23 protein-coding genes and 1 pseudogene are annotated in these 26,016 nt (G+C 64.1%); 17 read left to right on the forward strand and 7 right to left on the reverse strand.

What is annotated here, in order from left to right; genetic code table 11:
• The first annotated feature begins 106 nt into the window (after nt 1-106).
• The 5 genes from tssI (at nt 107) to HWX62_RS18130 (ending at nt 8,507) form a co-directional block, all read left to right on the forward strand.
• Nucleotides 107-2,227 carry a type VI secretion system tip protein TssI/VgrG gene (gene tssI / locus HWX62_RS18110; RefSeq protein ID WP_175931457.1) on the forward strand — a complete coding sequence of 707 codons (2,121 nt, stop codon included), beginning with the start codon at nt 107-109 and terminating at the stop codon, nt 2,225-2,227.
• 22 nt (nt 2,228-2,249) lie between these two features.
• Nucleotides 2,250-2,672: a DcrB-related protein gene (locus HWX62_RS18115; RefSeq protein ID WP_174385289.1), complete on the forward strand. Its 423-nt coding sequence runs from the start codon at nt 2,250-2,252 to the stop codon at nt 2,670-2,672.
• A 7-nt stretch (nt 2,673-2,679) separates the two neighbouring features.
• A complete protein-coding gene (locus tag HWX62_RS18120; RefSeq protein ID WP_244136056.1) occupies nt 2,680-7,299 on the forward strand; it encodes a DUF6531 domain-containing protein in 4,620 nt (1,539 codons plus the stop codon).
• An 11-nt stretch (nt 7,300-7,310) separates the two neighbouring features.
• Entirely contained in the window at nt 7,311-7,751 is a 441-nt protein-coding gene (locus HWX62_RS18125) for a hypothetical protein (protein WP_244136057.1), read from the forward strand.
• A 492-nt stretch (nt 7,752-8,243) separates the two neighbouring features.
• Complete coding sequence (locus HWX62_RS18130; protein ID WP_175931455.1) at nt 8,244-8,507, forward strand: hypothetical protein; 264 nt, start codon at nt 8,244-8,246, stop codon at nt 8,505-8,507.
• Between the two features lie 215 nt (nt 8,508-8,722).
• Here the strand turns inward: HWX62_RS18130 and HWX62_RS33095 are convergent.
• Together HWX62_RS33095 and HWX62_RS33100 are read right to left on the reverse strand one after the other, a co-directional pair.
• Nucleotides 8,723-9,009 (reverse strand): annotated as a pseudogene (locus tag HWX62_RS33095) (glucarate dehydratase); the annotation flags it as partial.
• Between the two features lie 426 nt (nt 9,010-9,435).
• Complete coding sequence (locus HWX62_RS33100) at nt 9,436-10,023, reverse strand: hypothetical protein (RefSeq protein ID WP_244136064.1); 588 nt, start codon at nt 10,021-10,023, stop codon at nt 9,436-9,438.
• On the opposite strand from HWX62_RS33100, the gene HWX62_RS18135 reads away from it, so the two are divergent.
• The 6 genes from HWX62_RS18135 (at nt 9,947) to HWX62_RS18160 (ending at nt 15,857) form a co-directional block, all read left to right on the forward strand.
• The gene (locus HWX62_RS18135) at nt 9,947-10,150 is read left to right on the forward strand and encodes a hypothetical protein (protein ID WP_175931454.1); all 204 of its coding nucleotides are present in this window, start codon (nt 9,947-9,949) and stop codon (nt 10,148-10,150) included. The two genes, HWX62_RS33100 and HWX62_RS18135, sit on opposite strands and share 77 nt — an antisense overlap.
• Before the next feature lie 723 nt (nt 10,151-10,873).
• On the forward strand, nt 10,874-11,992 hold the full coding sequence (locus HWX62_RS18140; RefSeq protein ID WP_175931453.1) for a branched-chain amino acid ABC transporter substrate-binding protein: 1,119 nt from the start codon (nt 10,874-10,876) through the stop codon (nt 11,990-11,992).
• A gap of 184 nt (nt 11,993-12,176) precedes the next feature.
• On the forward strand, nt 12,177-13,103 hold the full coding sequence (gene livH, locus HWX62_RS18145) for a high-affinity branched-chain amino acid ABC transporter permease LivH (protein ID WP_175931452.1): 927 nt from the start codon (nt 12,177-12,179) through the stop codon (nt 13,101-13,103).
• Nucleotides 13,104-13,114: 11 nt separating this feature from the next.
• Nucleotides 13,115-14,386, forward strand: a complete 1,272-nt coding sequence (locus HWX62_RS18150; protein ID WP_175931451.1) for a high-affinity branched-chain amino acid ABC transporter permease LivM — start codon at nt 13,115-13,117, stop codon at nt 14,384-14,386.
• Nucleotides 14,383-15,156: a high-affinity branched-chain amino acid ABC transporter ATP-binding protein LivG gene (gene livG, locus HWX62_RS18155; RefSeq protein ID WP_034204315.1), complete on the forward strand. Its 774-nt coding sequence runs from the start codon at nt 14,383-14,385 to the stop codon at nt 15,154-15,156. The genes HWX62_RS18150 and livG overlap by 4 nt, the downstream gene beginning before the upstream one ends.
• A complete protein-coding gene (locus HWX62_RS18160; RefSeq protein WP_011694813.1) occupies nt 15,156-15,857 on the forward strand; it encodes an ABC transporter ATP-binding protein in 702 nt (233 codons plus the stop codon). Before livG ends, HWX62_RS18160 begins: the two co-directional genes overlap by 1 nt.
• Nucleotides 15,858-15,946: 89 nt before the next feature.
• On the opposite strand, the gene HWX62_RS18165 is transcribed toward HWX62_RS18160, so the two are convergent.
• Nucleotides 15,947-16,798 (reverse strand): LysR substrate-binding domain-containing protein, encoded by an 852-nt coding sequence (locus HWX62_RS18165; protein ID WP_006480717.1) that lies wholly within the window; start codon nt 16,796-16,798, stop codon nt 15,947-15,949.
• 132 nt (nt 16,799-16,930) lie between these two features.
• Between HWX62_RS18165 and HWX62_RS18170 the strand changes: the two genes are divergently transcribed.
• From HWX62_RS18170 to HWX62_RS18185, 4 genes are all read left to right on the forward strand, one after another.
• Nucleotides 16,931-17,911, forward strand: a complete 981-nt coding sequence (locus HWX62_RS18170; protein ID WP_175931450.1) for a hypothetical protein — start codon at nt 16,931-16,933, stop codon at nt 17,909-17,911.
• Between the two features lie 27 nt (nt 17,912-17,938).
• Nucleotides 17,939-18,925 carry a 2OG-Fe(II) oxygenase gene (locus HWX62_RS18175; protein ID WP_175931449.1) on the forward strand — a complete coding sequence of 329 codons (987 nt, stop codon included), beginning with the start codon at nt 17,939-17,941 and terminating at the stop codon, nt 18,923-18,925.
• Between the two features lie 13 nt (nt 18,926-18,938).
• Nucleotides 18,939-19,862 carry a DMT family transporter gene (locus tag HWX62_RS18180; RefSeq protein ID WP_175931448.1) on the forward strand — a complete coding sequence of 308 codons (924 nt, stop codon included), beginning with the start codon at nt 18,939-18,941 and terminating at the stop codon, nt 19,860-19,862.
• Nucleotides 19,863-19,927: 65 nt separating this feature from the next.
• A complete protein-coding gene (locus tag HWX62_RS18185; protein ID WP_175931447.1) occupies nt 19,928-20,278 on the forward strand; it encodes a VOC family protein in 351 nt (116 codons plus the stop codon).
• A gap of 30 nt (nt 20,279-20,308) precedes the next feature.
• On the opposite strand, the gene HWX62_RS18190 is transcribed toward HWX62_RS18185, so the two are convergent.
• The 3 genes from HWX62_RS18190 to HWX62_RS18200 form a co-directional block, all read right to left on the reverse strand.
• Entirely contained in the window at nt 20,309-20,716 is a 408-nt protein-coding gene (locus tag HWX62_RS18190) for a DUF2000 domain-containing protein (protein WP_175931446.1), read from the reverse strand.
• A 44-nt stretch (nt 20,717-20,760) separates the two neighbouring features.
• A complete protein-coding gene (locus HWX62_RS18195) occupies nt 20,761-21,618 on the reverse strand; it encodes an AraC family transcriptional regulator (RefSeq protein WP_175931445.1) in 858 nt (285 codons plus the stop codon).
• 73 nt (nt 21,619-21,691) lie between these two features.
• Entirely contained in the window at nt 21,692-22,669 is a 978-nt protein-coding gene (locus HWX62_RS18200) for an AraC family transcriptional regulator (protein WP_175931444.1), read from the reverse strand.
• Between the two features lie 41 nt (nt 22,670-22,710).
• On the opposite strand from HWX62_RS18200, the gene HWX62_RS18205 reads away from it, so the two are divergent.
• Nucleotides 22,711-23,457 (forward strand): SDR family oxidoreductase, encoded by a 747-nt coding sequence (locus HWX62_RS18205; RefSeq protein WP_175931443.1) that lies wholly within the window; start codon nt 22,711-22,713, stop codon nt 23,455-23,457.
• Nucleotides 23,458-23,540: 83 nt separating this feature from the next.
• Here the strand turns inward: HWX62_RS18205 and HWX62_RS18210 are convergent, their stop codons facing one another.
• On the reverse strand, nt 23,541-24,842 hold the full coding sequence (locus HWX62_RS18210; RefSeq protein ID WP_175931442.1) for an aspartate aminotransferase family protein: 1,302 nt from the start codon (nt 24,840-24,842) through the stop codon (nt 23,541-23,543).
• A 78-nt stretch (nt 24,843-24,920) separates the two neighbouring features.
• Between HWX62_RS18210 and HWX62_RS18215 the strand changes: the two genes are divergently transcribed.
• On the forward strand, nt 24,921-25,805 hold the full coding sequence (locus tag HWX62_RS18215; RefSeq protein WP_175931441.1) for a LysR family transcriptional regulator: 885 nt from the start codon (nt 24,921-24,923) through the stop codon (nt 25,803-25,805).
• The last annotated feature ends 211 nt before the right edge of the window (nt 25,806-26,016 follow it).

The following is a 26,016-nucleotide window of genomic DNA, read 5'->3' on the forward strand; positions in this document are numbered from 1 at the left end:
AAACGTTTGCGGCATCTTTCAAGCCGTCGGGTTTTACCCTACATTATCGGGGCTTCGGGCCGGCGAGCCGGCTCATGGAACCTGAGATCACACGCAAGGAAAAAGAATGAGTTTCGCTCCGAACGGGGGTATTCCCAGTGGATTGGGCGGTGGTGCGCTCGGCTCGTTGAGCGCGCTCGGGGGCCTCGCCGGCCCGGTGGCGTCGGGCGTGGCCGGCAGCGTCGGGCCGCTCGCGGGCCTGGCCGGGCACGTCGACACCCTCCAGCGCGCGATGCAGCTCGCGCAGACCGGTTTTTCGCTGATGCAGAAGACGCCCGGCGCGATCGCCGAAGCGATCAACAGCGCCGCCAACCCCGCGCGCCTGACCCAGCTCAATCGTTACGTCACGCTCGATACGCCGCTCGGCCCCGATGTGCTGCTGGTCAGCGCGGCCGTCATCGACGAGCACGTGAATCGGTTGCCGGAGATCCACCTCGACCTGCTGTCGCACCGCCACGACCTGCGCCCGGAGGACCTGATCGGCCAGCAGGTCAAGATCCGCTTCGACCAGCAGGCGCGCCTGTCGACGCTCGAGCGCGTCGTGGCGTCGGGCACCGGCGACAACGACCGCTACTTCGACGGCTACGTCGCGTCGTTCGACCGCGCCGGCAACCCCGGCAACGTCACGCAATACCACCTGACGGCCGTGCCGTGGTTCTGGTTCCTCACGCGCTCGACCGACTGCCGGATCTTCCAGAACAAGACCGCGCAGGACATCCTCACCGAGATCTTCCAGGAACACGGTTTTTCCGATTTCGTGTTCGACATCCGGACCGGCCAGAAGCCGCTCGAGTACGTCGTGATGTACCAGGAGAGCTACTACAACTTCTGCGCGCGGCTGATGGAGCAGGAGGGACTCGTCTGGACGCACCGCTACGAGAAGGACAAGCACTTTCTCGTGATCGGCGACACGAACCTGCTGTTCCGCCCGATCGACGGCCTCGCCACCGTGCCGTTCGCCGCGACCGAGGCCAGCGAGGACAGCGGCATCGACCAGTTGCACGAAGGCCGGCGCTTCGGCGTCGGCAAGGTGACGTTCCGCGACTTCAACTACCAGAATCCGTCGTCGCCGCTGATGCTGGTGGAGGCCGGGCCGCAGAACCTCAAGCACGCGCGGCTCGATGCGACCGAGCGCTTCGAGCACCAGTCGCTGTACGACCACGGCGACGACGGCCACCGCTACGCCCGTTACGCGATGGAGGCCGAGGAGGCCCAAGCCCATCGCTATACCGGCGGCGGTTACGCGTGGCGCATGACGACGGCCGGCACCGTGACCGTCGCGAATCACCCCGTCCTCGAAAACAACCAGGAATACGTGATCCTGCACGTGCGTCACGAGGCCGTGAACGACTATACGCAGCACAGCGCGAAGCTGCCGTACCGCAACAGCTTCTCGTTGCTGCCGAAGAAGATTCCGTACCGTGCGCCGCGCGCGACGCCGAAGCCGGTGATTCACGGCACGCAGTCGGCGATCGTCGTCGGGCCGAAGGGCGAGGAAATCTATACGAACGGCAGCGCGGTGAAAGTGCATTTCCCGTGGGACCGGCGCGGCAAGAAGGACGGCTCCGATTCGATGTGGGTGCGCGTGTCGCAGCCGTGGGCGGGCGACGGCTGGGGCGCGGCCGCGATTCCGCGGATCAAGCAGGAAGTACTGGTGGCGTTCAATCAGGGCGATCCGGATAACCCGGTGATCGTCGGCCGCGTGTTCAACGGCGAGCAGGGCAACCCGTATCACGGCGCGGCCGGTCAGACGATGGGGATCAAGAGCCAGACGCACAAGGGGCAGGGGTCGAACGAGTTGCTGATGAGCGACGTCAATGGCGCACAGATGTTCTACATGCATGCGCAGAAAGACATGCATACCGTTGTCGAGGACGCGCAATGGACTCAAGTTCTCAAAGGCGACCGGACCGTCGAGGTCGGCAAGGGAAACCATACGACGGCTGTCGCGGTTGGCAACCTGTCGGACGTTGTCGTACAGGGCAATACGCTGCATCAGACTCCGCAGGGTGTGCACACCTTGGAAGCCAAGGAACTCTGGATCAAGATCGGCGGCGATGGCGGCACGCGGATCCATATGACAGCTGACTCGATCGACATCTATAAGGGCGATTCGGTGATCCATCTGGATGACAGCAACATTAATATCCAGGCAGCTCGAACCGACATCAACCCGAAAAACGGATAACCCCCAATAAGGATAACAAAGCATGTACCAGATGCAGGAAGGCACGTTGGCACTGCCCGTGGAGTGGCAGGACAAAACGATGAACGTATTTGTGTCGGCAGCGACTGGCACGGAGGGGGTGAGTTTCGTGATCACGCGCGAGCGGCTGCCTTGGGGCATGAAGTTCGCCGAATATGTGACAAGCGAAATCCGGAAGGTGGCGAAGCAGGTCCCGGATTACGCCGAGGTGGCAAATGAAGACGCCACGGTATCGGGGCGCGCCGCGCACGTACACGAGTTTACTTGGACGAACAACCAGGCGCCCATTCACCAGCGGCTGACGATGGTTGAATACGGGCAGGTTGTCCTGATGCTCACCTTCACTGCGCCCGGTACGCTGAGTGACACACAGCGCGAACAAATTCGGGCGGTGATTCAGAGCCTTCAGTTGCGCGATCCGATCTGAGGCTGCAATGTCGGACACGCCGAATTACAACGAGCCGAGCGGCAACGCACAGGAACGTCTCGATCAGATCGCCAAGCTGGAGGACGGTGAAGCCGCGAAAGCGGCCGAGCAGCCGTTTTACGAGCACCTGAACTATGGGATGCTCGGCGCCGACGCGGGCCTGACCGCCATTGAGGGGACGGCCGCCGGGCTGAGTGCGGCCGGTACAGCGCTGGCGGGTGGTGCGACCGGCGGGGCGGCACTGGGTGCGGGCGCGGTTGCGGCGGGCACTGTCATGCTTCCGCTGGCGATTGCAGTCGGGGGAGCTTGGGCGCTCGACAAGGTTGGCGTGACCGGCTGGCTGTCGAAGGAGTTCACACAGGTTGGCGACGCACTGGGCCTCACCATCGGCCGAGGCGATCCACACCCCGCATGCATTGGCGATCGGATCGCGCACTCGTCAGGTTTTATGGGGATTCTCGCCGGCATTGCCGTGGGGGTTGCGATTGGCGTGGCAGTGGCGGCGACTGTGGCAACAGGTGGACTCGCCGGGGCGCTGATCGTTGGCGCGTGCATGGCCGGCGGCCTGACGCTTGGTGGTGCGCTCGCGTCGGCCAGCCAAAGTATGGGCAGCAACTGTGGCGAGATCGTCACCGGTTCGAGCAACGTATATTTTGAAGGCAAAAAGGTGGCGCGTGTCACGGACCTGGTGAAATGCGATCACCATTCCGGCGCGCCGCAGGCACTCGTCGACGGCAGCAAAACCGTGTTCGTCAACGGACTGCCGCTGGTGCGGATCGGCCACGAGACTCACTGTAGCGGCAAGGTCAATTCGGGGCGCAACAGTATCTGGATCGACAAGACGACCGGTAATTATGGCCCGAAGAATCCGGAGTTGTCTGCGACTCAGGAATTCCTGGCGGGTTTGCTCGGCGGGATTGTAGGCGGCGGAGTAGGAAAAGTGGGCGGCAAAGGGCTGCGGGGGTTGCGCGAGAAATTCCGGCCCGAGCCTACCCGATCTGCGGAACAGAGGGGTATCAAGGACGAGAATCGACCGAAGTGCAAGGATCCGGTTGATCCGGTATCCGGAGAAATGCTGGAGATCCGTACCGATCTCGCCATCCCCGGAATCCTGCCTCTTGAGTTCAAACGACGCTATCGGACTCGATCGGACGATCATGGATTGCTCGGTCACCGCTGGTCGGACAATTGGTCGCAGCGATTGACGTTCGATGGTGGCCGCTTCGTGAGATTCCACGACGGCGCTGGCCTGGTGATCGGCTTTGACGCGCCGGATATGGCGCTCAACGGCATCAACCTGCGTGAGCCGCGTTATCGGCTGTTCGGAAGCCGACTCGAACCGCGCATCTTCGATCGTGACACGCGGCAACTCCGTATTTTCGCACCGCTCGTCGACGGGCGCTCGTCTCGCCTCGAACGGATCGAGGACCTCGACGGCAACGCGATCGTTCTTTCCTACGATACTGCTGGCCGTTTGAGCGGCATGGTCCATAGCGATGGCTATCGGCTCGAGATTGCCTATCCTGGCCGCGACCGTCAGTTGCAACGGATCGTTCTCCATGATGCGGACGGTGGTTCCAGAACGCTTGTGGACTACGACTACCAGCATGGCATGCTTACCCACGTGGCGAGCTTCCAGTTTGGCCAGTTCTATTACGCGTACGACGAATACGGCTGGATGACCCAATGGCGGGATACAGACCAGACCGATGTTCGATATCGGTACGACACCGCTGGTCGTGTAGTCGAAACAGGTACACGGCAGGGCTATCACACGGGCCGATTCATCTACGAAGCCGGCTGCACACGCGTGATTGACGTCGATGGCGAATGGACCTACGCCTATAACGACGAAGGCCTTGTAACGGCCGAAACTGATCCGCTCGGTCATTGCACTTACTCCGAATGGGAGCTTGGTCGTTTGATGGCCCGGATTGATCCGCTTGGCCGACGGACGGACTATCGATACGACGAGCGAGGCCAACTGACTTCGGTCGTCGAAAGCTCGGGGAGGACGGTTGATTTCGATTATGACGATGAGCAGCGCCTAACCGGCGCGCGCTTGCCGAACGGCGGCACGATCAAGCTCGAGTACGACCATCTGTATCGGTTGATTGCACGGACCGAGCCGGACGGCAACAAAACGACCTATCGCTATGGGCCCCGTGGCGAACTGCTGCGAGTGGTTCAAGGTGATCGCGAGACACGCCTGGACTACGATGACCGGCTGCGGCTGACCGACATCGAATTGCCAACGGGTGCGCGCTTTAGGCGCAAGATAGACGCGCTGGGCCGGCTGCTGGAGGAAACGTCGCCCGACGGGAATGTGACGCGTTACGACTATGCTGACGGCCCGGCAAATCCGCGCGGTCTGCTGAGCGCGGTTACGCGCCCCGATGGCTCGGTATCGAGGGCACGCTATAACAGCGAGAGCCTGCCCGTCGAGTGGATCGATCCGCTAGGACGTACGATCCAGCGAACCTACGGTCCATTCGACCTGCTTACTGCGTCGATCGACGCGGCCGGACATGCAACGCGTTTTGAGTACGACCATGCGACCCGGCTGACGAAGGTTATCAATGCGCTGGGAGAGACTTACACGTACCGCTACGACGCGGCCGGGCGTCTCGCGGCCGAAATTGACTGGGGAGGCCGCGCGACCGAATACGAGCGCGATGCTGTTGGTCGCCTGCTGACGAAGACACTGCCCGACGGTGGCCAGTGGCGTTATACATACGATGCATCCGACCGGCTCATCGAGATCGATGCCGGCGACGTGAAGCTTGCCTATTGCTACGATGCGAGCGGACGATTGGCATCGGCGGAGGTCCAGGGTGAGTACGCTCATGTGACGCGCTTTGCCTACGACAGGAATGGCCGCTTGATCGGAGAAGATCAGCATGGCGAACTGTTGCGGCACGTCTACGACGCCGATGGACAACGCCGTCTGCGGATGACACCTAGGCGCGAGACCGCCTATGCGTACGATGTATCCGGGGCTTTGACGCAAGTCGGGGAACTGACGATCCGGCGTGATGGGTTAGGGCGCCAGATCGGCCGTGAGGCGGGAGATTTCGTCGCGCAGCAACAGTACGATGCGCTCGGCCGGATACGCCGGCAGATTGCAGGGCCTGCCGTAGCCTTCGATGCTTTGCAAGCCGATCCGGCTCGTGCGCTCGAGCAATTGACGCGGCAGGTCTATCACTACGACGCAGCCGGACAACTGGAGCGAGTCGACACCGACATAGATACGCTTACGTATCGGCGCGATGCACGTGGCCAGATCGTCACCGCAGAAAGTCTGCTGCAGCCGACTGAGCACTTCCGCTACGACGCGGCAATGAACATTGCCGCGCACGGGCGTCAGGCTCCCGTGGACGCTCACCATTACCACCGAGGCGGCCTGCCGGAACGGATCGGCCATGCGCGCTATCGGTATGACGCACGTGGCCGCACGATCGAGAAGACGGTCGAACAGCCCGGGTTCAGGCCAAAGACGTGGCAATACACGTGGGATGGGCTCAATCGGCTAGTAAAGGTCGTGACGCCGGAGCACGGCGTTTGGGCATATCGATACGACGCTTTCAATCGGCGAGTCGAGAAGCTCCAGCTCGGCGGCCGCGAAACCGTGAAATTTCTGTGGGACGGTACGACGCTGGCGGAGCGATGGGTCGAGCAGAGGGACGGCACGACCGGGCAGGCGGTGACATGGCATATCGAGCCGGGCAGCTTCTCGCCGCTGGCGCAGGAGACCGACGACGGGCTGTATCCGGTTCTGACAGACCAGGTAGGTTTGCCGAAGGCGGTGTTCGACGAACATGGCAAGCCAGTATGGAAGCCCGCATACTCGCTGTGGGGGAGATTGCTTCCGGCAAAGCGTGCGGAGAATGACGCGCCCACCGTGCCGATCGACACGACGCTGCGCTTCCCCGGCCAGTGGGCGGACGACGAAACGGGGCTCAACTATAACCTGAATCGCTACTACGACCCGGATTCGGGGCAGTACCTCAGCCCTGATCCAATTGGACTGGAGGGCGGCCTGCGGACGCAAGGTTACGTCACCGATCCTTTCGTCGAGTTCGATCCTCTTGGCCTCGCTACTTGTAACACTAACGAACCTCAAATCGACAAGGGTTTGAGCGAGCGTGGTGTGCGCCCTGGACCCGGTGAACGTTCGCTGACGAAGGAGCAATACCGTGAGTTGATGCGCAATCGAAATCAGGGTGATGCGCTACAGGCCGCTTTGGATCAGAAAATTGCGTCTCAGGACTATGTTTATCGCGCGACCACTTGGAGAGCTGTCGAAAATTACCGCAAGCAAGGCAGTATCAGTGGCTATAAGGGTGCGGGAACGTACATGTCGACGGACTATGTCGGGACGAATCAAGGCGTGCTGATGGACCGCGGTCAAGTTTTCCAGCATTGGGGACCGCCGGACGTTTTGTTGAAGATTCCGACATCGGAGCTGTCTTCCGCAACCGTTCCGAGGCCACTCGGTGGAAAGCTACCCGTCGGATGGGAACCCGAGACATCGTTCTACCCGGCAGCTGGATCCGGTGGACAGAATCAGTTCATGGGAACAACCAAATCGTGGTCTGACGACTGGATTATTCTGGTCGAAAAATGAGTGTGAATACCATGGATCAAGATATTCAGAGGATGCTTCGTCGCTATCGCGATCGAGACATTGATTTGCAGCAACTGCGCGTGTGGTTAGGCAACGAAAGCGCTCGTGTCGAGGCGCAAATTCCAAGAGGTCAATTGCTGAAGTTGAAACGAGGAAGCGAAGCGCAGAGCAATGGGGTGATCGCGCAGTTGCTTCCGGCATGCACGTACTGTCTCCGGGTCGGCTTGCCAAAACAGTTCGTATCACGCTTGGAATATCAGCAATATTCGCAACGTCGTGACGCTGCCGTTGTCAGTGGGGTCCTCGCGGAAATTGCTCCTCCTCCTTTCGACTCCGAAGGGAGTGGGTCGGCAGGATCTGCAATGTACTATCGCTGCACTCGGTGTCATTCGATTTGGGTATTTGTGGAGCCGGAGAGGGCGGAAAACGGTTTATGGAATAGAGTTATTTAGAATTGGATCGATGAGTGATGGTGCTCTTAAACAACGGCTCATGTCAATATGAGAAATCGCGCTGAACTGCGGGCTCATATTATTGGGGGCGAGCCATAAATAAGAAGCCGCCTAGGTTTTTCTAGAAGGCGAGCATCCATCGGGGATTTCGAAAAATATGGTATTGGTCAACGCGGCGGCACATCATTTGTAATGACAAAAGCGGAGGCTGATCAATTGATCAAATCGGCAAATGGAGATGCTGGGGCAATGGAAAAGGCATTGGGGCTATCTCCAGATTTCCTTTCCTCTGATTAATTGTATCGAATCGACATGCCTAACCCGAGGGAGTTAAATCTCCGCATGCCGTCCGGAAACGAGGCCGGTGCCAACGAGTTTTGGATTCCCGGCGGCAAACTGTCGACCGGCAACTTGGATGCAGTGATAGATGCGGGCAACATATCTTCGTTGCAATATATAGTAAATCCAGTTGATATAAATTAAGGTTTGGGCATGAAATTCAAGGATATTTTTTCTTCGAAGGAAGATAGGTATTCGGTAGGGGGTGAGCTGGACTCGGGCAGGTACTACTTGTCGATTCCTGTCAGCAATGGCATGGTGGATTACGAGGAGTATTATGAAATAACCGAGTCTCAGGCGAAGGAATTTTCCGAAAACAAGGTGCTGGCCAATGATTTTGCGAATAAGTGCAGAAATCGTCTTGCGGACGATAGTCTGATTATCAAGCTTGGGGCAAACCGCGGGACGCCATCTTAATAGGGCCGAATTCGATATCGTAAGTGACTCGCAAGTTCATCGAATCGATCGGCGGCATTGTCGAAATCGGCGAATACCGATAGCGCTGAGCGGTTCGGCACGAAGTGTTTCACCATCGTCTCGACTGTCGAACTGGCCGGAGCGCGCACCAAAAAGAATCGCTCCGTGCCAGTCGGTGCCGTTTTCGCGTGAGGCCGGCGGCAACCACCATCACCCCGCCCGAAATTCGGCCGCTTCGGATCGTACGTCCACCCCGGCATCGACCAGATAGAGCATCGCGACTGCATCATCGTGCGCCGCGCGGCCGACTTCCCGATACGGCGCATGCGTAGTGCGCCATGTCGCGCTCGATCCCGAGCCCGGGTTCAAGCCCAGGTCGCTTCAGTACGGCCGCCTGCCGGCTGACGATCTCGAGCGGCTCGCGCGTGCGCCGCCGATCGCCTTCCTGCCAGATCCAGTGCGTATCGATCGCGGGGGCCGTGCCGGGCGCCGCCGCGGCCGCTTGCTTGTAAAGGTCGTGACGCAGGAGTGCGGTATTTGGCTCTATCACTACGATGGAAGCTGAACCCCAATTAGGAGATACCGATGTCGTCTGAAAAGGCGACGGGTTCCGCAATGTACTATTCCTGTGCTCGGTGCCGTTCAATTTGAGTATTCGTTGAGCCAGAGAGGATGGAGGACGGCTCATGGAATAGAGTTATTTGGAAATTTATTGGCGAACGATGGTGCTCGCGAGTGATGCATCACTTTGATCAACGATGCGTGTTTTGTTCCGGGCCGCAAGGCGCGGATCGAGATTGAGCCGGGGAGGCTGATCATCACGCAGCTGTAAGCGCAACGCCGCAGGATGCGGCCGCGCTGCGCGACGTCGCGCAGCGCGCCGGACAGGGTGGAGCAGCCGCAAGCGGCAGCCGCCCGAAACCCCGCATCACCAAGCGATATCGCAAGACGAGCGCGACGTCCCCGCACCACCGGTAGCCGTGCACTTCGTCCCCGATTCGTTGTCGTAGAACGTCCGCGTCTCTGGCTGCGGTACCGACGGATCGAACGGATTCGGTGCTCCGTGCGGACCGCGCGGAGCATCGTACGGCCGCTGGGGTGCATACGCATTGCCACTTCCAACTGACCGAGAGCCGTTCGCGCGCAGGTATTCGTTCCTGTTCTGCTCGCGCTGCTCATGCCCGGGCACTACGCGACCCAAGCTATCGCTCCCGCCCGCGCCAAGCGCGACGCGGTTCGGGGCCAAGGCAAAATCGGGTTCGGGTTTAAAAGGAGGCGGCGATGCCACCAGCGCATCGCTTGTCACCCGCAACGGCCGCGTATCCGGCGTATCGAACGGACTACGTTCGGCAGGCGCGGCGAACTGTCCGCGTGGGCGGCTCATCCTCACCGCGCGCCCGTCATCCCGAGCAGCCGCACGCCGCTCCGAGCGAAATACATTGGCACCGGCCGACCGATCGGTCAGCGCATCGCGTCCTGAAGCATGGGAAGCAGAAACAGAAAGCGCGCAAGCGATCGCGGCGGCGGAAGAGAGGCGGACTGGGCAATTCATGGGCGATTCGAAGCAGGTGATGTGCATTGAACAAAAACGGCAGATCACTGGCTGGCGGCTGAGCGACGAGGGGGCGTCGAAGCGGCCCTGAAGCGACTGCGCGGCGCGGCGGGCGCGACTTGCAGGGAGGCTGGCTGGATTGCAGAAGGCGAGTTCGAATTATTTCATGAATATCTCAAAAAGCTTTCAAAATGTTTAGTTTCATAGGTAAACGGAAAGATTTGCCGCCTTCTCAGACGCCCCGTCCTGGTGCGCGCCCACACAATGATCAGTCGATTGATTTCCGCCGACCGATTCCCCAGCGGCCCAAAAAGCGCCCCTCGGGGAACCATCCTTCGCCGAAAGCCACGCCCAGCAAGGGACTCCCCCTCAATCTCCCTGCCAAATAGCAACCCGATTGCACCCAAAGCAAACGTTCCCGCCCTACCTAGGTTGCGCCCCCATCGCCACCCACCCGCCTCAAAAACCTACGTGTTTTCCCTCAATCGACAGGCATTTTTGACAGACGATTGAAAAACGCCCATATAATTTCGGCTGCCTTGCCAATGGCTGTCGGACCATCCCTCCGAACGAGCGATTTGGCAAGCGGGGCAGGCGAAACGCTTGCGCAATGCAAGACGCATCACGATGTCTTTCCGAACCAGACGTCCCCTTCGGGGACTGCAAGAGCCGGGCCCCGCTACGCAACATTCCGCTGGAGTTCCGTCTTCTATGTGTCTCGGGCGTGTCCCATGTCCTCGCCCCGGGTGCTGTTCGATTGCGCAAGTCATGCCGCCTTTGCCCGTATGACTAAACAACATCGAGGAGCTCCCAGATGACGCTGTCCCGTCTTACGTCCATTTCCGTCGCCGCCGTGCTGTTCGCCGCCGGCGCCGCCGCCGCGCAAGCGGAAACCGTGAAGATCGCCATCGCTGGTCCGATGAGCGGCTCGGTCGCCCAATACGGCGACATGGTGAAGGCCGGCGCGCTGACCGCGATCGAACAGATCAACGCGGCAGGCGGTGCGGGCGGCAACAAGTTCGAAGTGGTGATGATGGACGACGCGTGCGAACCGAAGCAGGCCGTCGCCGTCGCCAACAAGATCGTCAGCCAGAAGATCAAGTATGTGATCGGTCACGTGTGCTCGGGTTCGACGATTCCCGCGTCGGACATCTACGAGAACGAAGGCATCGTGATGGTCACGCCGTCGGCCACCGCGCCGCAGCTGACCGAAGGCAAGAAGCGCCACTTCATCTTCCGCACGATCGGCCGCGACGACCAGCAAGGCCCGGCCGCCGCGCACTACATCATCAACAGCGTGAAGCCGAAGAAGGTCGCGGTCCTGCACGACAAGCAGTCGTACGGCCAGGGCATCGCGTCGTCGGTGAAGAAGGACCTCGAAGCGGCGAAGATCCCGGTCGTGCTGTTCGAAGGCATCAACGCCGGCGATTCGGACTACTCGGCGATCATCACGAAGCTGAAGTCGCAAGGCGTCGATTTCGTCTACTTCGGCGGCTACCACCCGGAAATGGGCCTGCTGATGCGCCAGGCGCGCGAGCAGGGCGTGAAGGCGACGTTCATGGGCCCTGAAGGCGTGGGCAACAAGGACGTGACGGCGATCGCCGGCCCGGCTTCGGAAGGCATGCTCGTGACGCTGCCGGCCGACTTCTCGGCCGACCCGGCCAACGCTGCGCTCGTGAAGGCGTTCGCGGACAAGAAGCGCGACCCGAACGGCCCGTTCCAGATGCCGTCGTACGCGGCGGTGAAGATCATCGCCGACTCGATCGCGGGCGCGAAGACGACCGACCCGACGAAGGTCGCCGCGTACATGCACAAGACGACGTTCGACACGCCGATCGGCAAGGTCGCGTATGACGCACAGGGCGACCTGAAGGCGTTCAAGTTCGTCGTCTACACGTGGCACAAGGACGCGACGAAGACCGCCGCCAAGTAAGACGGAGTACCCGCCCGCGCACCCGCCCTGTCCGAGACCCGGACGGGGCGCGTGCGCATTTGGCCGCGCATTCCCCGTGCGCGGCCAACGAGGGCGGCCCGAGACGACACCGTGCGTTGCGCGCGGCCGACCGCCGTGATCCGGCGACGGCATGCGACCCAATGCCAACGGGAGCTTCCCGCACATGACTGACTTCTTTCCTCAATTCGCCCAGCAGCTGGTCAACGGCCTGACGCTGGGTGCGATCTATGCGTTGATCGCCATCGGCTATTCGATGGTCTACGGCATCATCGGCATGATCAACTTCGCCCACGGCGAGATCTACATGATCGGCGCGTACGTGGGCCTCGTGACCCTGACGGCCATCGGCATCTCCGCCGGCTACCCGCTGCCGCTCGTGCTCGGCGCCGCGTTGATCGTGTCGGTGATCGTCACCGGCCTGTACGGCTTCGCGGTCGAGCGCGTCGCGTATCGCCCGCTGCGCGGCGGCCCGCGCCTCGTGCCGCTGATCTCCGCGATCGGCATGTCGATCTTCCTGCAGAACTACGTGCAGATCGGCCAGGGCGCGCGCGACGTGTCGGTGCCCGTGCTGATCTCCGGCGCATTCGACATCCATCTCGGCGGCGACTACGACGTGACGGTTCCGTATGCGCGTCTGCTGATCGTCTGCGTGACGATCGTGCTGATGATCGCGCTCACGCTGTTCATCTCGCATTCGCGGATGGGCCGAGCGTGCCGCGCGTGCGCCGAGGACATGAAGATGGCGAACCTGCTCGGCATCGACACGAACCGCGTGATCTCGTTCACGTTCGTGCTCGGCGCGATGCTGGCGGCCGTCGGCGGCGTGCTGATCGGGCTGACGATCGGCAAGCTGAATCCGTACATCGGTTTCGTCGCGGGCATCAAGGCGTTCACCGCCGCGGTGCTCGGCGGGATCGGCAGCATCCCGGGCGCGATGCTCGGCGGCGTGCTGCTGGGCCTGGCCGAAACCTTCGCCGCGGGCTACATGCCGGCCGAGTACAAGGACGTGGTCGCGTTCGGCCTGCTCGTGCTGATCCTGCTCTTCCGCCCGACCGGCCTGCTCGGCAAGTCGGACATCGAAAAGGTTTGAGGGAGACGCAGATGAGTCAAGTCATTTCCGTTCGCCGCCCGGCCGCCGACGCATCGATCGGCCAGGCGCTGAAGAATGCCGTGGCCGCCGCGATCCTGACGGCGATCCTCACGATTCCGGTGCTCGGGCTGCAACTGAAGCTCGACGGCTATCAGGTGGTGCTGACGCCGCACTGGCGGCCGGTGTGGATCGCGGTTGCGGCCGTGTTCCTGTTCCAGTTGTTCAAGCCGTGGCTCGTGCGCGCGAAATCGGCGGTGAAGCTGCCGGCGATGCCCGCGATGGGCGCGCGGCAGCAGCACGCGATCATCTGGGTGCTGCTCGCCGTCGGCCTCGTGTGGCCGTTCTTCGGCTCGCGCGGCGCCGTGGACGTCGCGACGCTCGCGCTGATCTACGTGATCCTCGGCCTCGGGCTGAACATCGTGGTCGGTTTCGCGGGGCTGCTGGATCTCGGCTATGTCGGGTTCTACGCGGTCGGCGGCTATACGTATGCGATGCTGAACCAGTATTTCGGGCTGTCGTTCTGGGAATGCCTGCCGATCGCGGCGGTGGCCGCGGCAACGTTCGGCTTCCTGCTCGGCTTCCCGGTGCTGCGCCTGCGCGGCGACTATCTCGCGATCGTCACGCTCGGCTTCGGGGAAATCATCCGCCTGCTCGCGAACAACCTGACGAGCCTCACCGGCGGCCCGGACGGCATATCGAGCATTCCGAAGCCGACGGTGTTCGGCTTCGAGATGGCGCGCTCGGCGAGCGTCGAAGGCGCGAAGACGTTCCATGAACTGATCGGGCTGGAATACAGCGGCGAACACATGGTGATCTTCCTGTACCTGATCGCATTGGTGCTGGTGGGCTTCACGCTGTTCGTGACGAGCCGCCTGATCCGCATGCCGATGGGCCGCGCGTGGGAAGCGCTGCGCGACGACGAGATCGCGTGCCGTTCGCTCGGTCTGAACCCGACGCGCATCAAGCTGTCGGCGTTCACGCTCGGCGCGGCGTTCGCGGGGATCGGCGGCGCGTTCTTCGCGGCGCGTCAGGGCCTCGTGAATCCCGAATCGTTCACCTTCATCGAATCGGCGCTGATCCTCGCGATCGTCGTGCTCGGCGGGATGGGCTCGCAGCTCGGCGTGATCCTCGCGGCGATCCTGCTGACCGTGCTGCCGGAAGTCGCGCGCGGGTTCGCCGAGTACCGGATGCTGATCTTCGGTCTGGTGATGGTGTTGATGATGATGTGGCGTCCGCAGGGCCTGTTGCCCGCGAGCCGTCCCCACGTGGAGCTGCCGCAATGAGCGCGAATGCAGAACTGTTGAAGGTCGCCGGGCTGCAGATGCGCTTCGGCGGGTTGCTCGCGGTGGACGGCATCGATTTCGACGTGCGCCGCGACGAGGTGTTCGCGATCATCGGGCCGAACGGCGCGGGCAAGACCACGGTGTTCAACTGCGTCGGCGGCTTCTACAAGCCGACCGGCGGCGACGTGGTGCTCGACGGCCATGCGATCGCCGGGCTGCCGAGCCACAAGATCGCGTTGAAGGGCCTGGTGCGGACGTTCCAGAACATCCGGCTGTTCAAGTCGCTGACGGTGGTCGAGAACCTGCTCGTCGCGCAGCACCGCAAGGTGAAGGCCGGGCTGCTGCACGGCCTGTTCGCGACGCCCGCGTATCGTCATGCGGAGAAGGAAGCGCTCGAACGCGCGGCCGTGTGGCTCGACCGGATGGGGCTGACGTCGGTCGCCAACCGGCCGGCCGGCACGCTGTCGTACGGGCACCAGCGGCGCCTCGAGATCGCGCGCTGCATGATCACCGAGCCGCGCCTCTTGATGCTCGACGAGCCGGCGGCCGGCCTCAACCCGCAGGAAAAGATCGAGCTGCAGCACCTGATCGACAAGCTGCGCCGCGAGTTCGGCGTATCGGTGCTGCTGATCGAACACGACATGAGCCTCGTGATGGGCGTGTCGGACCGCATCCTCGTGATGGAGCACGGCCGGCCGATCGTGATCGGCACGCCGGAAGCGGTCCGCAACGACCCGCGCGTGATCAAGGCGTATCTGGGGGAAGAGTGATGCTGAAGCTGGAACAGGTCCATACGCACTACGGCGCGGTCGAAGCGCTCGCGGGCGTGTCGATCGAGGTGAACAAGGGCGAGATCGTCACGCTGATCGGCAGCAACGGCGCCGGCAAGACGACGCTGATGATGACCGTGTGCGGTACGCCGCGCGCGTCGTCGGGCCGCGTGTTGTTCGAGGGCAACGACATCACCGCGATGTCGACGCACCAGATCATGCGGCAGGGAATGGCGATCTCGCCGGAAGGGCGGCGCGTGTTCCCGAGCCTGACGGTGCTCGAGAACCTGAAGATGGGCGGCTTCTTCGCGAGCCGTCACGAGATCGACGACGGCATCGAGCACGTGTTCAAGCTGTTTCCGCGCCTGAAGGAGCGCGCGACGCAGCGGGCCGGCACGATGTCGGGCGGCGAGCAGCAGATGCTGGCGATCGGCCGTGCGTTGATGAGCAAGCCGCGTTTGCTGCTGCTCGACGAGCCGACGCTCGGCCTCGCGCCGCTCGTGATCGCGCAGATCTTCGACATCATCCGCACGATCCGCGACGAAGGCGTCACGGTGTTTCTCGTCGAACAGAACGCGAACAAGGCGCTGGGCGTGGCCGATCGCGGCTACGTGCTCGAAACGGGGCGCGTGGTGCTGGCCGACACGGGCGCGAACCTGCTCGCGAACGATCGCATCAAGCAGGCGTATCTCGGCGGTTGACGAGAGAAAGCCGCCGGCCTGCAACGGGCCGGCGGCGTGTTGCTTTTCGACGTTTCTGCATGCAAGGCCGGTTCGCGGCCTTGTCTTCCCTATCCGATCCTGAACGTGCTTTTCAGTACGTCGCGCAGATGCAGCGCGGCGCGATTGCTGTCGTCCGTCAGCACCGTGATCAAGTGCGGCGGCAGATCGGGCAGCACGATGCCGGCAACGTGGCTCGTCAGGTTGCCCGACACGCGATCGTGCTCGATCAGGCCGACCGCGAGGCCGTTCGCGATACACGCTTCCACCGCCGGCGAGCTGGCGCTTTCGAGCAGCATCCGGTGCGCGATCTTCGCCTTCTTGAGTGCATTCAGCGCGGTGTCGCGATACGGGCAGCCCTGCAGTTGCACCGCGATCGGCAGCGGCGCATCGGGATTGAACTTGAACGTGCGCGCGGCGACCCACACCGGATGGGTCTTGCTGAGGAGCTCGGCGTGCGGCAGCGCCTTCGGTACGACGGCGATCGTGATGTCGAGCTGGCCGCGCGCGAACAGCAACTGCAACTCTTCGCTGGAGCGCGCTTCGACGGTCAATTCGAGCAATGGCCGGTCGGCGGCGAAGCGCGGCAGGAATTCCGCCATGAAATGCGCGGCGTAGGAATCGGGGATGCCGAGCCGCAGCTTGCCGGTCAGCATCTGCGGCGACAGCGATTCGACGAGCCGGTCGTGGCTCAGCAGGAACTCGGTGGTGTCGCTCAGCAGCTTGTGGCCGAACTGCGTGAGTTCGACCGCCTGGTTGTTTCGCGTAAACAGCCGCTGCGCGACCATTTCTTCCAGCTTCTGGATCTGCGCGGTGACCGACGACGGGCTGCGGTTCACGTGAACGGCCGCATCCTTGAAGCGGCCGAGCTTCGCGACGGCATGGAAGGTACGCAGCAGGTCGACGTCCAGGGTGCGCGGCATGATTTGGTTTTTCCGAATCAGTGATTCAGGTAATGTCGATTGACGGAATTATTGGGCATCCCTATCCTCGGGTCAACAGGCAGACAACGGCAGGCAGCCGGTCGGGCGTTGCACGCATCCGGGGAACGATTCATGTCGATCAATGATTTTGTCGTAGATGCATTGGTGCGGGACAGGAAGCTGAAGGCGGAGTCGGTATGGACGGTCGAGAATCACGAAAAATATTCGACGTTGCATCGCACTGACGATGACGCGCGGCGACGGGCAGCGGGGCGCGAAGTCTTTTCGCTGATGCGCAACCTGAACGAGCTGGGCGTGCGCAGCCCGGCACTGTGCGCGGACCGCGACGGCAACGGTTCGTTGCGCGAAGCGATCGGTGCGTTGAGCGAGCGGCTGGCCACCTTGTCGCGCGGCCGCGATGTCCATTACATCGAGCTCGGTCCCGAGCCGGTCAAGACCACCGAGCTGATGAAGGCGGTCAGCGGCGGCGGGCCGGACCATCTGCGTTACACGGCCGTCGACATCAACGAGTCGTCGGAAGACGCGATGCGGCACGCGATCATGCCGTTCCTGAAAACGCCCGGCTGTTTCAACTACATCGCCGACGATTACCGGAACGTGCAGTGGAGCCATGTCGACCTGGGCCAGGACGTGACGTTCATCACGATGCTCGGGTTCCAGGAAGGCAACGAGTTGCCGGTGACGATCGGCCGGCTGATTCGCACTCTCGGCGGCAAGTCGACCTATGTCGTGTCGGAGATGCAGTTGCTCGTGGAGGGGCGCGAAGAGCCCATCTACAACTTCTACCAGAACGAGAACATGGTGCGGTTCTCCGAAATCGTCAGCCGGCAGCAGGGCTTCGAGCCGCATGGCGCGCATCATGTGTCGATCGTGCGGCTCAATCTGCTCGGCGACCAGTTCCATGTCGCGGTCACGCTGCAGCCGGTGTCGAAGGCGGGGGCCGACGGCCATCTGATCACCAACGTCTGCCTGAAATACACACCGGAGCAATTCCGCCACGTTCGCCTGAGCCACGGCAATTGCCGCGTGATCGACGAATTGCGCAGCGGGGACGGCAGCGTCGTGTACCAGATTGCGCAGTTCAAGGGCTGAATGGCGAGGTCGACAGCGAGGCACGCGATGAACAAGGGACATGCATTGCCGGTATTTGCGCGCGGGTTGGGCCGGGTGAGGCTGGCGTTGCAGACGTCGCTGTCCGTCGACGCGAACGTCGGCGGCACGCTCGATGCGTCGACGGAGCCGATGCGCTGGAGCGGCGCGTGCCTGCGCGACGGCTACGAGGTGCGCTACCGCCGCAACCTCGACGATCTCGGTTATCGCGACGTGCCGATGCGCGGCACGCGCTCGGATGCGCTGAACGCGGTGTGTCATCTGCGCGGGTTGTTTTCCGACGAAGCGGTCGGCGCGTTGCGCCAGATCGGCCGCGCGCTCGAACACAGCGCGTCGAGCAGCAACTGGATCATCTCGAAGCGCGTGCGTGCTGTGACGAACCGCTCGCGCTTCATCGACGACATGATGCACGATCGCGCGTTCCTGCTGAGGGTGTCGCGTCTCGCCGGTGTGCCGTTGATCCCGTATCCGATGGCCAACGCGCGCTCGCAGTTCAACTACTACTATCCGACGGGCCAGCGCGACGGCAAGACGCAACTCGGCATGTGGCACACCGACGGCACCAGTTTCGTGCTGAACATCGTGCTGTCGGATCGCGCCGAGTACGAAGGCGGCAACTTTCTGTTCTACGAATCGACGGCGGAAACGTTCGATCGCCACGATCGCGAACGCCGGCATGTGAAGACCGCGAATCTGGACTACGCGGGCGATGCGCTGCTGATCTACGGCAGCAAGCTGTTTCACGGCGTCGAACCGGTCGAGGCCGGGCGCCGCATGTCGCTGGTGCTGTCGTTTCATTGTCCGTACACGCGCGAGGACGACAACGGGTTCTGGCATCTCGCGTCGGACGACGGCATTGCGCGCACCGTCGTGAACTGGCTGGCGCTGCGGCGCGCGCTCCGGGACGACGCCGAACTGCAGTACCGCCGCCTGGGGCTCGAACCGATCCGGCCGGAAGACCTGGGCGAGCAGCGCCTGTCCGCGGCCCCTCTCTGAGAGCCGTCGCGCCATGCAGCTTTTCCTGCTTCAACTCGTTTTCGTCCTGTCGTGGAGTTCCGGGTTCATCGGCGCCAAGCTCGGCGCGGAAACGGCCGGCGCGTTCAACCTGCTGTTCTGGCGCTTCCTGCTCGTCACGCTGTGCCTCGCGATCGTCCTCAACCGGCAGCTCGGGCGCCTGACGCTCGAAAAAATCCGCTATCACGCGGTGATCGGTTTCCTGTCGCAGTTTCTCTATCTGACCTGCGTGTATGTCGCGATCCAGCACGGCCTGCCGCCGGGTATCGCCGCGATCGTCGCGGCGTTGCAGCCGCTCATCACGGCGGCGATGACGTCGTTCGGCGGCAGCGAGCGCAGCGGGGCGCGCCAGTGGGCCGGGCTCGTCGTCGGATTCGTCGGCGTGGGCATCGTGATCGGCGGGCAATACGCGCTGCCGGCCGGGTCGGTCGGGATCGTCATGTACCTGCTGCCGCTGGTGTCCGCGTTCGGGCTGTCGATCGCGACGATCTATCAGCGGCGGCGCGCGCTGACGGCCGCGCGCAGCAACGAGGACGGGCTGTTCCTGCCGCTGTTCGTGCAGGGCTGCGTGAGCCTCGTGCTGTTCGCGGCGTGCGGGCTCGTCACCGGCGACCTGCACGTGCCGACGCAGCCGAACGTGTGGGTGTCGGTCGTGTGGCTGACGGTGTTTTCGACCTTCATCGCTTACCTGTCGCTGTGGGCGCTGCTCAAGCGGATGCCGGCGACGCGCGTGGCGACGCTCGTCTATCTCGAACCGCCGGTGACGCTGATGTGGGCCGCGTGGACGTTCGGCGACCGGATCGAGGTGACGACCTACGTCGGCATCGTCGTGGTTGCCATCGGCGTCTGGCTGGCCGGCAAGCACGGCGCGCGGCCCGCGCGGCCGCGCTGCGCGGACATGGAGACGGCCGGCCGTTGACGCACTGGTGGTGCGTGCGATTCCGGTGTAGCTTCGCGAGACTGCCCGCCTCGTGAAGGAGCCCGATGAAAGTCAAACGGATCGTCGCCAACGTCGATACTCGCTCGATCGACGACGCGAAGCGCTTCTACCAACGGATCTTCGGTCTGGACCTGCTGATGGATCACGGCTGGATCGCAACCTATGGCAATGCCGAGCAGATGAGCGTGCAGATCAGCTTTGCATCGCACGGCGGGTCGGGTACGCCGACGCCCGATCTGTCGATCGAGGTCGACGATGTCGATGAAGCGCTCGAGCGCGTCCGGGCGGCCGGCATTTCCGTCGAATACGGCCCGGCCGACGAACCGTGGGGCGTGCGGCGGTTCTACGTGCGCGACCCGTTCGGCAAACTCGTCAACGTGCTCGCGCATCGCTGAGCGGCGCCGGCGCGGCGGGCAGACCGGCGTTCACGCATGCAGCGCCAGCCCCTTCACCGCCTTGTCGACGGCCTTCTTCGGCCCGTGCAGCGCCAAACCGACCAGATCGGGATTGTCCGCATCCTCGGCGCGAAACGCTTCGCGGTTGGCCGCATCGTGCCCGGTCGAAAACATCGCGCGCACGTACGGCACGATCGTCAATTCGCGCGACAGCGCCTGCCGGTGCGCGGCCTGCAATCCGTTCAGATCGGCCGCGAACACCAGCATCGGCTGGCCGAGAATACGGCCATAGCGGCGCCCGGCCGCATCCTCGTAAGGCTCGCCGAGTGCGTCGGGCGCGCCGGCCGCGACACCCGTCGCGAGAAACGCGACCACGTTGAGTTTCTGCCACGCGGCGAGATCGTCGCGCACGATCAGCGCTACCTTGGTATCGAACATGCTTGCTCCTGGTTGGAGCGCCCATGATCGGACGTCGTGCGCGATCAGTCTGGAACGTTTGTGCAGAGTTGCCGGTACGCGGCCGGCGTGATCCGGTACGCGCGCCGGAACCAGCGGCCGAGGTGGCTCTGGTCTGCGAAGCCGACGTCCGCCGCCGCCTGCGCGGGCGTGCGGCCGGCGGCCAGCAGCTTGCGCGCGGCGCGCAGCCGCAAACGCACGAGGTACGCGTGCGGCGACGTGCCGAACGCGCGCTGGAACATCCGCGTCAGCCGGAACCGGTCGATGCCGGCGACGCTCGCGAGTTCGTCGAGGCCGATGTTGTCGCCCATGCGTTCGTGCAGCAGGTCGCGCACGCGTGCGATCGCGGGCGGCACGACGCCGCTTTCCAGCGCGGGCGAGCTGCCCAGTTGGCTACCGAGTCGCATCAGCAGGCGGTCGAGCGTCTGGTCGCGCGCAAGCCTGCCTTCGTTGCCGTGGATCGCGAAGAAGGCGTTCCGGATCGCGTCGACGAGGCCGCGATCGTCGACGAGCGTGTGGCCGAACGTGGCTTCGACGCTGCCGAGGCCCGGCAGGTCGAGCCGGCGCGCGGCGCGCTCGACCCACGCCTGCGGCAGGTACAGCATCCCGTACGTGAAGCCGCCGGCTTCGGGCGCGTGGCCGTCGTGCATCGCGCCCGGCTCGATCAGGATCGCGCGGCCCGGCACGCTCGTATGCAGCGAGCGGTGGCACTGGAAGCGTTGCACGCCCTGTTCGGTGAAGCCGACCAGCATGTCGTCGTGATCGTGCGCATCGTAGGCGTGGCCGTTGAAATGCGCGTGCAGGCTTTCGATGCCGGTGTCCGCGTCGCGGCGCGCGACGAGCCAGTGGTCGACCGTGTCGGCCGCCTTTGCGTCGGTCGTCATCGGGTACCTCGCACGTCGTCGCTGCGTGATGGAACGTGCAGGCAGGCGACGGAGCAGGGGTGGCGCGTACGGTTCATGCTTCGCTCACCGCCGCCTGTTCGTCGCGCGCGTATTGCGCGGGCGGCCGGCCGACATGCCGCGTGAACGCGACGCTGAAGGTGCTAGCCGAGCTGTAGCCGACGCGCGCCGCGATCTCGGCGATGCGGCCTTCGTTGCGGCGGAGCAGATCCTTCGCGAGCGCCATGCGCCAGGTGAGCAGGTATTCCATCGGCGCGACGCCGACCGCGCGGCTGAACCGTTCGAAGAACGTCGAGCGCGACAGCGCGGCTTCCTTCGCGAGCTCGACGATCGTCCACGGGTGCGCGGGGCGTTCGTGCATCCGGCGGAGCGCGGCCGCGAGGCGGGTGTCGGCGAGCCCGCGCACGAGGCCGGGCGACGCGTGCGTGCCGGTCGTGAACCGCAGCGCTTCGATCAGCAGCACTTCCAGCAAGCGCGCCAGCACGATCTCGCGGGCAGGCCGCTGCGCGCGCGACTCGTCGCGCACCAGTTGCACGAGCGTGGTCAGCCGCGGCTCTCCGCGCACGTGCACGAAGCGGGGCAGCAGCGACACCAGCAGCGCCGCATCGGGCGAACCGAAGCTGCAGTTGCCGGCCATCATGCGCGTGTCGACCGGGTTCGCGGGATCGCCGATCCGGTATTCGCCGTGATCGAGCATGACCGGCGGTGCGGTCTCGACGCCCGGCGGCGGCGGTTCGAGGCTCGACATCGCGACGCCGTAGGCCGCCGGAATCAGCATGAAGTCGCCGGGCAGCAACTCGATCGGCGCGTGCCCGTCGATCGCGATCCGGCACCCGCCGTCGAGGATCGCGCAATAGAACGGCTCGCCGGCGACCGTGCGGTTGATCGCCCACGGGCTCGCGCCGCGCACGTACTTCGCGTATCGCGCGCCCGGTTGCAGCAGCGTCACGACTTCGGTCAACGGGTCGATCATTGCCGGACTCTCGCAAAAGAAAAGCGGATTGTCGATTGTAGCGAATACGGATCCGGCCATCTATCGTACGGACACGTGCCCAACACATCCCAGGAGTTTGCATGAAGACCGTACTGATTACCGGCTGTTCCTCCGGCTTCGGCGTCGAAATCGCGCGCCATTTTCTGGCGCGAGACTGGCAGGTCGTCGCGACCATGCGTCAGCCGAGCGACGACGTGCTACCGCCGTCGGAGCGCCTGCGCGTGCTGCCGCTGGACGTGACGAACGCGGACAGCATTCGCGCCGCGATCGACGCCGCCGGCCCGATCGACGTGCTCGTCAACAACGCGGGCTTCGGCGCGGCCGCACCGGCCGAACTCACGCCGCTCGACACCGTGCGCGCGCTGTTCGACACCAACACGATCGGCACGATCGCCGTGACGCAGGCGGTGCTGCCGCAGTTTCGCGCGCGTGGCGCCGGCGTGATCGTGAACGTCACGTCGAGCGTCACGCTGAAGGCCTTGCCGCTGGTCAGTGCGTACCGCGCGAGCAAGGCGGCGGTGAATGCGTTTACCGAATCGATGGCGGTCGAACTCGAGCCGTTCGGCGTGCGCACGCATCTCGTGCTGCCGGGGCGTGCGCCTGGCACGCGCTTCGCGGACAACGCACGGGCCAACATGCATGGCTTCGAACACGAAGCGTATGCGGACTTCGTCGGCAAGGCCGTCGCGCGGATGCTCGACGCGTCGGGGCCGATCACCCATGCGCAGGACGTTGCCGAAGCCGTGTGGCGCGCGGCGACCGATCCGTCGAGCCCGCTGCGCATTCCGGCCGGCGCCGATGCGCAAGCGTGGGCGGCGGAGGCGTGAACAGGCTCTGATCGAGCGGAAATCCGCCGCGCCGGCCGGTTGAGCCGGGGCGACGGATCGCGTGAGGTAGAGACGGCGTTACGTCAAAGCGCGCGGGTCATCGCCTGCTCCAGCAGCGACAGGCCGAGATCGATCTCGTCGTCGCTGACGGTCAGCGGCGGCGCGATCCGGAACACGCCGCCCATGCCGGGCAACTGCACGATGTTCATGCTGAGCCCGAGCTTCATGCATTCGCGCGTGATCTTCGCGCCGAGCCCGTCCGCCGGCTCCTTGGTGCGGCGATCCTTGACGATTTCCACGCCGAGCAGCAGCCCGCGCCCGCGCACGTCGCCGATGCAGTCGAAGCGCTCCATCAGGTCGAGCAGGCCGCGCCGCAGCCGCTCGCCCATCGTGTTCGCGCGCGCGACGAGGCCGTCGCGCTGCACGACGTCGAGCACGCGCAGGCCGACGGCGGCCGGCAGCGGGTCGGACACGTGCGTCGTGTAGAACAGGTAGCCGAGTTCGTGCGCGCGTTCCTCGATGGCGGCGGACGTAACCATCGCCGCGAGCGGCAACCCGGCGCCGAGCGTCTTCGACAGCGTCAGGATGTCGGGCGTCACGCCGTCGCGCTGGCACGCGAACATCGTGCCGGTGCGGCCGACGCCCGTCTGCGCCTCGTCGAGGATCAGCAGCATGCCGCGTTGCTCGCACTTGCGCTTGAGCGCGGCCATGTAGCCTTCCGGCAACTCGATGATCCCGCCCGAACTGAGGATCGGCTCCGCGATGAACGCGGCGAGGTTGCCGCTCGACTGGCGGTCGATCAGGTCGAACGCGTAATCGAGTTCGGCGAGCGGGTCGTACGCGCCGTTGCGCTCGAAGCGCGGCCGGTACGCGAACGGCGCCGGAATCGCGAACGAGCCGACCGACGCGGGGCCGACGCCCTTGCGGCCCGCGCTGTACGTGGCCGATGCGGCCGCGCCCGTCATCCCGTGCCACGACTGCGCGAAGCCGACGATCTCGTACTTGCCGGTGACGAGCTTCGCCATCCGGATCGCCGCCTCGTTCGATTCCGCGCCGGTGCTGAGCAGCAGCGCGTGGTCAAGCCCGGCGGGCGTGATGTCGGCCAGGCGCGTCGCGAGATCGACGACCGGCCGCGACAGCATCCCGCTGAACAGGTGGTCGAGCCTGCCCGCGTATTCGCCGATCACGGACACGATCTCCGGATGGCTGTGGCCGAGCACCGCGCTCATCTGGCCCGACGTGAAGTCGAGGATCGCACGGCCGTCGGCGTCGTAGACGAAGCTGCCTTGCGCGCGCTCGATGATCATCGGCTCGAACGTGCCGCCGTAGCGGACCAGGTGCTGTCTGGCGTTGCGCCAGAAGGTTGCGTCGTCGTTCAGGGACATCGGGCGGCTCCGGGCAGAAGGTCAGGGGTCGCTTGCAGTCTAGGCGCGCGTCTGGTTTGATGGAAACGAATAGTTTTAATGCAAGGTAGAAAAGGGGCTAATACCTTGGCGCTTTCGCTCGAAATCGACCTGCTGCGCTCGTTCGTCGTGATCGCCGAGGTGCGCGCGCTGAGCCGCGCGGCCGCGCGCGTCGGCCGCACGCAATCCGCGCTCAGCCAGCAGATGAAGCGGCTCGAGGAAGTTGTCGACCAGCCGCTGTTCCAGCGCACCGGCCGCGGCGTGGTGCTCACGCAGCCGGGCGAGCGGCTGTTCGTGCATGCGCAGCGCATCCTGCGGCTGCACGACGAGGCGATGGCCGACCTGTGCGGCACGGGGCTGTCGGGGACGATCCGGTTCGGGTGCCCGGACGATTACGCGCACGTGTGGCTGCCGGCGCTGCTGCGGCAGTTTTCGAGTCAGCATCCGCAGGCGATCGTCGAAATCGTCTGCGGGCCGACGCCGCGGCTCGTCGAACACCTGGAGAAGCGCGCGGTCGATCTGGCGATGATTTCCGTGCCGGACGACGGCGCGACCGACGACGTCATGCGCCGCGAGCAACTGGTCTGGATCGGCTATCCGGGGCTCGAGCCCGCGCATTTCGACCCACTGCCGCTCGCGCTGTCCGATCGCGATACGCTCGATCACCTCGCGGCCTGCGACGCGTTGAACCGCGCGGGTCGCGACTATCGCGTCGCGTATGCGAGCAGCAGCCTCGCCGGGCTGATCGCGCTGGTGCGCTCGGGGCAGGCGTTCGCGGTGATGACGCAGACGGCCGTGCCGGCCGATCTCGCGATCGTCAACGGCGATCCGCGCTTGCCGCCGTTGCCGGCCGTGGGCATCACGCTGCGGTTCGACCGGAAGCGGCCGTCGCACCTGACGGCAGCATTCGCCGACCATATCCGGCAAACGCTGCCGTTGCTGTGACGGTCGACGCGAATCAGTCGACGATCGACGACGCCGACACCTGCGCGGGGCCGGGCGTCTGCGTTGCCGCATCGCGCAGGCGGATCGCCGCCTGCATGCCCGACAGCTTCAGTTCGTTTTCCTAATATTGGCTGGCCGGCTAGGAATCGGCCATGCTGCCGCAGCCCGCGAACAGCCGGCACGCGCTGCCAGCGACCGGCGCCGAGCGCGC

This window comes from Burkholderia sp. BCC0506, from assembly GCF_902833145.1.
Classification (GTDB): domain Bacteria; phylum Pseudomonadota; class Gammaproteobacteria; order Burkholderiales; family Burkholderiaceae; genus Burkholderia.

What these genes read in the sequence shown, in the direction of transcription:
- tssI (WP_175931457.1), top strand. Translation starts at nt 107, where the DNA reads ATGAGTTTCGCTCCGAACGGGGGTATTCCCAGTGGATTGGGCGGTGGT.
- HWX62_RS18150 (WP_175931451.1), top strand. Translation starts at nt 13,115, where the DNA reads ATGAGTCAAGTCATTTCCGTTCGCCGCCCGGCCGCCGACGCATCGATC.
- HWX62_RS18215 (WP_175931441.1), top strand. Translation starts at nt 24,921, where the DNA reads ATGCAAGGTAGAAAAGGGGCTAATACCTTGGCGCTTTCGCTCGAAATC.
- HWX62_RS18115 (WP_174385289.1), top strand. Translation starts at nt 2,250, where the DNA reads ATGTACCAGATGCAGGAAGGCACGTTGGCACTGCCCGTGGAGTGGCAG.
- HWX62_RS18185 (WP_175931447.1), top strand. Translation starts at nt 19,928, where the DNA reads ATGAAAGTCAAACGGATCGTCGCCAACGTCGATACTCGCTCGATCGAC.
- HWX62_RS18190 (WP_175931446.1), bottom strand. Translation starts at nt 20,716, where the DNA reads ATGTTCGATACCAAGGTAGCGCTGATCGTGCGCGACGATCTCGCCGCG.
- HWX62_RS18175 (WP_175931449.1), top strand. Translation starts at nt 17,939, where the DNA reads ATGAACAAGGGACATGCATTGCCGGTATTTGCGCGCGGGTTGGGCCGG.
- HWX62_RS18180 (WP_175931448.1), top strand. Translation starts at nt 18,939, where the DNA reads ATGCAGCTTTTCCTGCTTCAACTCGTTTTCGTCCTGTCGTGGAGTTCC.
- livH (WP_175931452.1), top strand. Translation starts at nt 12,177, where the DNA reads ATGACTGACTTCTTTCCTCAATTCGCCCAGCAGCTGGTCAACGGCCTG.
- HWX62_RS18120 (WP_244136056.1), top strand. Translation starts at nt 2,680, where the DNA reads ATGTCGGACACGCCGAATTACAACGAGCCGAGCGGCAACGCACAGGAA.
- HWX62_RS18130 (WP_175931455.1), top strand. Translation starts at nt 8,244, where the DNA reads ATGAAATTCAAGGATATTTTTTCTTCGAAGGAAGATAGGTATTCGGTA.
- HWX62_RS18125 (WP_244136057.1), top strand. Translation starts at nt 7,311, where the DNA reads ATGGATCAAGATATTCAGAGGATGCTTCGTCGCTATCGCGATCGAGAC.
- HWX62_RS18205 (WP_175931443.1), top strand. Translation starts at nt 22,711, where the DNA reads ATGAAGACCGTACTGATTACCGGCTGTTCCTCCGGCTTCGGCGTCGAA.
- HWX62_RS18195 (WP_175931445.1), bottom strand. Translation starts at nt 21,618, where the DNA reads ATGACGACCGACGCAAAGGCGGCCGACACGGTCGACCACTGGCTCGTC.
- HWX62_RS18170 (WP_175931450.1), top strand. Translation starts at nt 16,931, where the DNA reads ATGTCGATCAATGATTTTGTCGTAGATGCATTGGTGCGGGACAGGAAG.
- HWX62_RS18200 (WP_175931444.1), bottom strand. Translation starts at nt 22,669, where the DNA reads ATGGCCGGATCCGTATTCGCTACAATCGACAATCCGCTTTTCTTTTGC.
- livG (WP_034204315.1), top strand. Translation starts at nt 14,383, where the DNA reads ATGAGCGCGAATGCAGAACTGTTGAAGGTCGCCGGGCTGCAGATGCGC.
- HWX62_RS18140 (WP_175931453.1), top strand. Translation starts at nt 10,874, where the DNA reads ATGACGCTGTCCCGTCTTACGTCCATTTCCGTCGCCGCCGTGCTGTTC.
- HWX62_RS18210 (WP_175931442.1), bottom strand. Translation starts at nt 24,842, where the DNA reads ATGTCCCTGAACGACGACGCAACCTTCTGGCGCAACGCCAGACAGCAC.
- HWX62_RS18160 (WP_011694813.1), top strand. Translation starts at nt 15,156, where the DNA reads ATGCTGAAGCTGGAACAGGTCCATACGCACTACGGCGCGGTCGAAGCG.
- HWX62_RS18165 (WP_006480717.1), bottom strand. Translation starts at nt 16,798, where the DNA reads ATGCCGCGCACCCTGGACGTCGACCTGCTGCGTACCTTCCATGCCGTC.